Here is a 9,768-nt window from a genome sequence, read left to right as displayed (position 1 = left end):
TCTTGGTCTACTACATCTGGGATGCCATCCATGTCGGCATCTGGTCCCATGTCTACGGTTATGGTTACCGTTGCGGTATCACAAACATCGTCTGGTGTTGGTCCATCGCCTGTTAAATCGTTACATACCGTGTAGTCTACGGTTACTGTCATACCGCCTTCGCTTAAAGCTGGCGTGTAGTTTAACTCGCCTGTATTTTCATCGAATGTGATGATTCCTACTCCTGTGCCTGTGCCTGCATCGGTGATGTATACATCACTTCCGGCTGTGCTTGTATTGTCTGGTAAGTAATCGTCGTTTGTTAAAATGTCTATAGTCTCAACCATGCCTACCATTGCTGTTGCGGTATCGTCTACTGCGGTTGGGTCTTGTGGGTTAGAATCGGTTGTATCTGGGTTACCATCGTTATCGTCGTCTGGGTCACAGGTGTTGGCTATTCCATCGGTATCTGGGTCTGGGCCTGTTTCTAAGTGATCTGCTGTGGTGTTACTATCGCTGTCTGCTCCTGTGGCTGGGTAACTGGCTCCTACGACTGTTCCGTTAGCATTGACTGCTGCTGGGTCGGTGCCATATTGTCCGCCATCTCCGCCATCGGCTGTGTTCTCTCCATAGTATTCGTTAGCGTCTGAGCAGCCATCGTCATCACTGTCACTGTCTAAGAAATCGGGTAGGTTTTCGCCTACGTTACCATCGGTATCGGTTGGGCTTGATACGCCTGTGCCTGCACTGCTTGGGATTCCTGTAACTGGGTCTGGGGTTCCATCGGCTATGCCGTCGTTATTAGCGTCTGTTCCGCCAGTTTCTGCGGTATCGTAGATGCCATCATTATCGGCATCTAGGTCTAAGTGGTTACTTACGCCATCACCATCATTATCGTACGCTGGTTCTACGGTTCCGTTAACGTCGCCTACTAATGGATCGGCTGGGTCGTCGTCTAAATAGTTTGGTACGCCATCGTTATCGTCATCGGCACTTGGGTCACCTGGGCCTTCGGCTATGTCTAGAATACCATCGTTATCGTCGTCTTGGTCACTTATGTCTGGTACACCATCTGAATCAATATCTGATCCTGTAACCGTAATAGTTATTATAGCTTGTTCGCAAACTGCTACTCCACTTGCATCATTACAGACTTCATATATTATAGTTACATTTGTACCAAATTCTGTAACAGTTGGAGTATATGTAATCTCCCCTGTTGTTGGGTTTATCGAAATAGTTCCTGTAGCTGTACCTGTACCTGTATCTGTAACTGTTGTTACCCCAGCATTTGTTAAATCATTGTTATCTAGATAATCATCATTAACTAACACATCTATTATCACTGGTACTAGAACATCTGATGTTGCCGTATCATTATTTGCTGTAGGTGATCCTGGATTAGGGTCGGAAGGATCTGGATTACCATCTCCATCTGTATCGGCAACACTTACTGTAAAATTTATTGTTAATGAGGATACTGCTGTTGTACAACTAGTTAATGTATAATCAAATATATAAGTGCCAGTAATTAACCCGAAGCTATCCAATGTTCCTGCTCCTTGGTCAAAATTAGCTCCTGGAGAATCTGAACCTGCATTCAAGCTCCATGTTCCTCCAACGTCTGGTGAGCCAAGGAGGTTTGTAAATAAATCAATAATTCCTGAAGTAGTATTTTCTGTAATTGTATTATTTGTTCCTGCATTTGGAACAGCTTGTACTGCTACTGTTACTGATGTTGTTGCATTTATTAAACATGGAGACATCGCGTTTACTGTATAATCAAAAGTATATGATCCGCCTGTAGTTGGATCGTAAGTTCCTGCTCCTGCATTGAAATCTCCTCCTGGATTGTCTGTAGAGCTTCCTGATACAGACCAAATTCCTCCCGCATCTGCTCCTGCTAATAACGTATTTAAGTCTACAACTGCATCACCTGCACAGGCAAAATCATCTGTGCTTGTTCCAGAAACTGGTAAATCTGTAACTACAACTTGCATAACATCTTCTCCTCCACAAGCTGTACCATTGTCTGTGCTTAATCTAAACCATGTTGTTTCATTTACAACTACAGAAGGGGTTAAAGTTGCATTTTCAAAACCTGTGCTCCAAGGCCCAGTTGCACTATCTGTACTATAAGACCACTCATATCCTCCTGTACTATTTAACCCTACACCATTCTGTATATTTAGGGTTTCTCCTGCTACTACTGGTGATGTAAAAGGCACTTCATATATTGAAGCTGTACCGGGGTCACAAGAGCCATCATTAATTTGAGCTGCTGGTGTCCCGTCTGGGATTGTTCCACTAGTAAAAGTTGAAGTGTTTCCTCCTTCTGAAAAAGAAATAATTACTGAGTCTATTTCACCTACATCTAGGTTTTCGCAATCATATACTTGAACTTTCCAACCTCCTTGTCTAGCATCATATCCTATAAATGGAGTAACATCTATAGGTGTTGCCCCTATAGCAGGGCTAAAAACTCCACATCCTGTAGTGTTATTTGAAGGGTCTGTATAATAGGCATTATAGGTTCCTGTTAGTGCTGGCCCTGCTCCACTACATGCATTGTTTCTAGAAAACTCACAAATGTCAAAAACAGGAAGTGTTGGCGTTATTGTTTGATCATTAGTAAAAGTTAAATTTACTGCATTATCTGCGGCATAACACGGGCTTCCGTTTTCATTTATTCCTAAGGGTATGGTAACTAATCCGTCTGGAGATACCATGTAATATCCTACATCAGAAATATATGTATGAGTTACATTAAATGTTACTGAAAAAATTGTTGAACTTGTTATTTTAAATGGTCTTTCTACTGGATCGTAGTATGTAAAAGTGGGATTATTTGCTGCTATACCACTTAAATTAACTGTATCTCCTGCACAGGCTGTTACATCTGCTCCTGCATCTGGTTGAATTTGTGTATTCCATACCCATGCTCTCCCTTCTTCTATTGTTCCTCCATCATTTCTTACTACTAAATAGCCTCCATCTGCTAGACCTGTTTGAATTCTTGTAGAATTTATTGCATAGTCAATATACGAGTTTGTTGCGGCATCGTATATATACCAATCATAAATTGTTCCTCCTCCTCCTGCTGGACATTCAAGCTGTCCTGTTCCTGCTCCTCCATCAAAAATAAAAATTGGATCATCTGAATTTGCTGAAAAGATTGCACTTGTGTAACTAGTTGTTAATGTTCCACAATTTGAGGAAGCTGCTGGAGTTGTTAATGCTATTTCACTTCCTTCTAATTTTATAACCAATACTGTTGTTATAGCATCTGCACATGGACCTGTTCCTGAAACTACATAGTTAAAAGTCGAAGGCCCTAATGGTAAACTAGAGACTGTTATTACACTTCCTGATAAGGCTCCTGTTCCATCATTATCTATCCATGTTCCTCCTATGTCTTGAGAACCATCTAAAGCTGTTACTAAATCTACTGTTGTATCCGTAGTAAAAACATACAAAGGCCCTGAGGTAGATCCTGAATTTGGTGGATTTGTTAATGTAATAGTGGCTGTAACTGTAGCTGATGTGTTTCCAAAAGGATCTGTTACATTAATTTCTACAACTCTTGGTGTAGTTGTTTCTGGTGTTGCCGTTGAGTTTGTATAAACTAAATCGTCTAGTGTATTACGAAGTGTGTTTACATCTGCACTTTCATTAGTTACTATTAATGTAGTCGTTCCATTTCCTGTTACAGAAATCCCAGGAAAAATACCTTTTATACTCAATTCTTCATTTCCTACATCTTGTGGATTAGTAAGTGTTATTGTCATAAAATCTAATCCATGGGGAGCATTAAATACCGAAGTAGCTCCTGTTGTTGCTATGTCTATAAACTCAGAACTATTAGAACACCCAGGTACATCTATATTTATTCCTCCTGCTCCTGTGATATTGGTATCATCTAATCTTATATATGGAACTGGAGCTAAATCTAAAGTAAAAGGTTCTCCAGTTGCTGCTTCTGTTCCATCTGTTACATAATATTCTACTGTTAATGTGGTAATAGCAATATTACTTTGAACTGTCCAATATGTACCCGAACTTGTTATAGAACTTATTGACCCTATATGTATTTCAGAAGTGTTATTATTATTTATAAAATGTCCTGTTTGAGCGCTATTGAGTTCGCCATTAAATGCAGCTCCAGCGTCTGGACTAGCTATTTTTATATTCTCTGTTCTTATTAATTCGCTGTGTTCTTGAGAACTTAAAATTACATGTACTGGCTCACTAAATGTATAAGTATATGTATTACCTGAGACACCTGTTGTTGCTCTAGAGTTATTAAAGCTATTTGTTAAAATCACGCTTGGTGGAACTGCATTAATACTTCCTCCTGTTGTAGCTGATCCTGCAGATGTTATATCTACTGTAACGTACGTTGTTCCATCTCCAATGGCTGAAAAACTACTAGTCTGAAAATTGTTTTCTGGTGTTGTCCCAGATAAGCCTCCCCACGTTGTTATAACTTGAGCATTTAAATTAAACGAAATTGCACTTATAAACATTATAAATACAATTGTTTTAATTGGCTTTAATACACTTATAGTATATTCTTTTTCTTGAAAAGTATAGTGTTTTATCTCATTGTAAAGCATACTATTTATGCTTCTTTCAAGACTATTTTTTCGTAAATAATTTATTTTACTTTCTAAGCTTTGTTTTTCATTAGCTTCTTCAAAAAACTGAATTATTTTTGAATAAATAATAAGAAAATATGTTAACATAATAATCGGTTTTATTAATAATATTGATGTTATCCTGCCTCCTATTGTTTGCTCTCCAAAGTTTACAATAGTGGTCTTATTTTTTACTTGTAACTATTTATTTAGTAGAAACCTAAATTGATTTTATAATTCTTATTTTATATGTTGTTTAGATACTTGTATAATTTTCAATATAGTAGACTAATGTTATTGATGATGTAAATAATTATTATAAAATAGATGATTATTTTTAATTACCCATAATCATAATTATTATTGTCTATACTCTTTTTTTTATACTCATTATTGCTTTCTAGCTGGAAGGCATTTAAGAAGATTGAGGAATTTTTTTTAAGAAAAGAAGTCTCTTTATTACATTTTTCTTTCTGTATGCAAAAAAATGAAATTTGATAATTAAAGAATGTGTAATTTTCCTTACCTTGTGGATTATTTCCATTATGGAATTTTATCATCCATGTAAGGATTGAATTAATATATATAATCATAATAGTCTATTTAATTATTTAAATTGATTGTTATCCTAGCCCTGCTTTTGTTTGCTCTCCAAAGTCATCACAATTGCGGGGTTTATATTTTATAGCTTATTTATAATAAATAAACCTCAAGAAAAATAATTTAGCCAATTAAACTTACTATAGTAGTATATAATTTTAATAAATGAGATAGTTTTCATATTTCAGGATGTGTTAGTTTAGTTAGTTGGTATTTTTAGCAATCTATGAGATTAATAGTTTAGGGGGAAGAATCTCACTTTTATAAAGTTATTTATTTTTTTAACTAAAATAGAACAGTAATTTACGTATTAGACGAAATGCATAAATAATCGCTGAAATACATATTTCTTTATAAATTTTATTATCCTTGCTGTATTTTTTACATTAAAAATAAAAAATATACTAAAAAAGCGATTTCATTATATAATGAAATCGCTTTTTTAAAACTTTATGTTTACTTATTAGTTTTCTGTTATTATAAACTCGCTACGTCTATTTTGCTGATGCTCATTCTTAGAACACTGTATGTTGTTACTACAGCGATTTACCAATTGTGTTTCTCCATAACCTTTACCAGAAAGTCGACTTCTTGAAATCCCTCCTTTTTCTACAATCCAATTTATAGTTGAAGTATTACGCCTTGATGATAATTTATTGTTATATACATCTTCACCCCTAGAATCTGTATGAGATTTTACATAAATTTTTACTGTTGGATACTTTTTTAAGTAATCTATTACTTTTTGTATTTCTATTTGCGCATCTGGGCGTATGTTAGATTTATCGTAATCGAAATATATTGGTTTAAGGTCTAATAATTTAAATAAATCTTTACCAACAGATGCTGCAGATGTATCTGGTGTTAAGTTTAGTTTTAAAACAACGTCTTTATTATCATTTGGTTTTATTTTAAGTTTTATTGTTTCTTGAATAAAACCATCTTTTGATACTATTACTTTGTACGTTTGTTTTTTACAATCTGCTTCGTAACTAAATACACCATTTTTATCAGATGTAAGATTTTTAACTTCTATTCCTTTTTCATTAACCACTGCTACACTTGCATATTCTATTATTTCATTCGTCTCTTTATTTATTGTTGTTCCAGATATTAACTTAGTACAAAATTCTCTTTTAAATTTATATATATCATCATCTCCTTTTCCTTTTAATCTATTAGATGTTAAATAACCAATATTAGTAAATTCATCTATTATAAATTCGAAATCATCTCTAGAACTGTTTATTGGTTTTGCAAGATTTATTGCCTCAGCTTTTGCATCGTCTAGACGTTTCATAAAAATATCTAAACCTCCTAAACCTGGCCTTCCATCTGAAGAGAAATATAATGTTCCATTATTACTAATATAAGGAAAGTTTTCTCTTCCTTCTGTATTTACTTTATTTCCTAAATTTTTAGGTTCTCCATAAGTACCATCTTCATTTATATCAACTACAAAAATGTCTGAATTTCCTAATGTTCCAGGCATATCGCTGGCAAAATATAGTTTTGTTTCATCTAAATTTAGTGCTGGGTGTGCTACATTATATTCATCACTATTAAAAGGCATACTTTCTATATCATTCCACTCACCATCTACTAAAGTTGCTTTAAAGATTTTTAATCCATTTACTTTTTCACTACTCTCTCGTGTTTTCCCTTTGTAATAATTATTTCTTGTATAATACATTGTTAATCCATCTTTTGTAAAAGAGGTAGACGATTCATGATATTTTGTATTTATTTTTTTAGATAATGGAATTACATTTGTAGAAGAATCAGCCTTATAATATAAATCTAGAAATGGTTGCTTATTCCATTGGTATAATTTTCCGTCTCCTCTTGAAGAAGCAAATACAATTCCACCTTTATAAAAAGATGTTCCAAAGTCTGAAAAACGTGAGTTAAAATCTAAATTATTTAATTCAAATTCTGCAGATAATTCTTCTATTCTTTCTAAATATCTTTTTGATTTTACAAATAAAACAGAACGCATATCTTCAGGTTTTAACTCTGCAAATTTATTCATATACTTATTTGCTTCTTCATAATTGCCTAATGCTTTTAGACTCATAGCATATCTATAATAATACTCATACTCAACGACTGTATCGTCTTGAGAGAGTAATACTTTGTACCACTTTGACGCTTCTTCCATTTTAGCATTAAAATAATAAGCGTTACCTAACTTTTGCAATACTTCTGGTGTAGTATTACCAGATTCAACTAGCTCTAATAATACCTTAGTAGATTCTACATACGAAAAATTATTATATTTTTTATTCGCTCTTTTATTAGACTGTCCAAAAGTAACATTAAAGACCAATGCTAATATCGTTAATATGTATATTGTTTTTTTCATCTGTTTTCTATATCTAGTTTTTAGAAAAATCTTGGTGATAATATCTTATCTGGTTCATTTAAGAATTCGAATCTTAAGAAGACTTCAAAAGATCCAGATTGAAACTCTGTTCTACCTAAAGCTGTAATTTCTCTATCGTAAGCAAAACCAACCATTATACCATCTGTAAATTGATATCCTACTAACCCGCTAAATGCTGCATCCCATCTGTAAGCAACTCCTAAAGTTAATTTTTCTCTTAAAAGAAAATTGGCCGTTAAATCTGCTTGTAAAGGAGCTCCTGTAACTGCTTTTAATAGAAATGCTGGCTTAAATTTTAAATCTGCATTTAAATCGAAAACATATCCCCCTATTAAATAAGCATTCATTCTTTCTCTAGCTTGTGATAGTGATGCTTCGTCAAAATGAGTTGTTTCTAATAAATTTGGAACAGATAAACCTAAATACCATTTATCTCCCTTTCTATAATATACTCCGGCTCCAACATTAGGTGAAAATTTGTTTTTTATATCATTTTGTAAAAGTAGGTCTCCTGAATTGTATGCTGATAATTCTGAATAAGCTACATCTAATAAATGCCCTCCTCCTTTTAAACCAAAAGAGAGTTTTCCTTCTTCTGAAGTATTAATTGTATAAGAAAAATCTATATCGAAATACGTTTCGTGTGTCGGTCCTATTTTATCATTTATTATAGAAAGTCCTAATCCTACTTTCTTATCTTCTCCTATTGGAGAATGTAAATTAAATGTTTGCGTGCGTGGAGCTCCATCTAACCCTACCCATTGAGAACGATGTAAAAGTAACCCACTTAAAACATCTCTAGATCCTGCATAAGCAGGATTCACACTCATTGTATTATACATATACTGTGTATACTGAGCATCTTGCTGTGCTTTACTTTCTCCTATAAAAATACAGCTTATAAGGATTATTAATATTGCTATTTTATTTTTCATTGTAATTATTTTTAAGAGGTAGTAAATTACTACTACCTCTTTATTTTTTAATGTATTAACGTTGTATGTATAGATAACCTGCTCTTGATTTTTCTTCGCCTGTAGTATCATTTGTATATTCTAATACATAGAAATAAGTTCCAACTGGTAATAATTCATCTTGTTGTATTGTTACTCGACCGTTAGATTCTCCTCTAAAGAAGTTTCCGTTCTGTCCATAACCTTTTGTCTTGTATACTATTACTCCCCACCTGTTGTATATAGTAACTGTGTTATTAGGGAATAATTCTATATTACGAATAGTGAATACATCATTATCTCCATCTCCATTAGGTGTAACTGCATTGAATACTACTAAGTTATCATCGTCTAACATAGGATTATCTAATTCTAAATAATCTGGCAATCCATCATTATCACTATCTACTCCATCTCCTCCAAATCCAATACCATCTCCATTTGGATCTGCTCCTTCAATTAGAGTTATTAACCCATCGCCATCATCATCTATATCCAAGTAATCAGGAATTCCGTCGCCATCGGTATCATCATTAGTAGGATCATTGTCTCCTGTTGGTTCTACTTCTCCATCTGAGTTATCTGTATCTCCATAATCCTCATTGATAGTATCCACTCCATCATTATCATCATCTGGATCTAACCAGTTAGGAATTCCATCTTCGTCGGTATCTAAAACACTATCACCTTCATAAGTAAATTCAACTCCATTTGGTACATTGTCATTATCACAATCGCCATTATACCACTCCATAGATTGAGGAGTATTAATATTAGTATCTATAAACTCGCATGGATTGTTTGGGTCTGTTCCATCCATTATTTCTACACCATTAGTAACACCATCGCCATCACAATCTATCGTTAAATATTCATCTGTTGGATCTAATGTGACATCTTCAATATTGAAATCACATGGATCAGTTGGGTCTGTTCCGTTTGGTCCAGGAATCCCATCTCCATCTGGGTCAATTTCATCACCATTTGTTACGCCATCGCCATCACAATCAGCATTCAAGAAATCTCCATCCTGCGTTAATGTTATGTCTGATGCATCGAACTCACATGGGTTGTTCCAGTCTGTACCATCTGGACCTGGTGTTCCATCGCCATCTGGATCTATCTCATCGCCATTTGTTACCCCATCGCCATCGCAATCTGCATCTGCAAATATTGGGTTATTTAAATCTTCGTCGCCTAATGTTCCATCATC

4 protein-coding genes are annotated in these 9,768 nt (G+C 34.4%); all 4 read right to left on the bottom strand.

Annotation, left to right across the window (positions count from 1 at the left end):
* Positions 1-4,724: beta strand repeat-containing protein (locus tag ACVC08_RS00735; protein WP_452600593.1), on the bottom strand; the 4,724-nt coding region annotated here is incomplete at its 3' end.
* 955 nt (positions 4,725-5,679) lie between these two features.
* Positions 5,680-7,581, bottom strand: coding sequence for an OmpA family protein (locus ACVC08_RS00730; protein WP_452600592.1), 1,902 nt, complete (start codon positions 7,579-7,581; stop codon positions 5,680-5,682).
* 20 nt (positions 7,582-7,601) lie between these two features.
* Positions 7,602-8,537, bottom strand: a complete 936-nt coding sequence (locus ACVC08_RS00725) for a PorP/SprF family type IX secretion system membrane protein (RefSeq protein WP_452598195.1) — start codon at positions 8,535-8,537, stop codon at positions 7,602-7,604.
* A 55-nt stretch (positions 8,538-8,592) separates the two neighbouring features.
* Positions 8,593-9,768, bottom strand: a 1,176-nt coding sequence (locus ACVC08_RS00720; RefSeq protein WP_452600591.1) for a T9SS type B sorting domain-containing protein, incomplete at its 5' end; no start/stop codon positions are given.

This window comes from Pontimicrobium sp. MEBiC06410, assembly GCF_053601615.1.
This window is presented reverse-complemented; position numbering and strand designations above follow the sequence as displayed.

Excerpts from the sequence above, each read along its gene's own strand:
- ACVC08_RS00725 (WP_452598195.1), bottom strand. The coding sequence starts at position 8,537 with ATGAAAAATAAAATAGCAATATTAATAATCCTTATAAGCTGTATTTTT.
- ACVC08_RS00730 (WP_452600592.1), bottom strand. The coding sequence starts at position 7,581 with ATGAAAAAAACAATATACATATTAACGATATTAGCATTGGTCTTTAAT.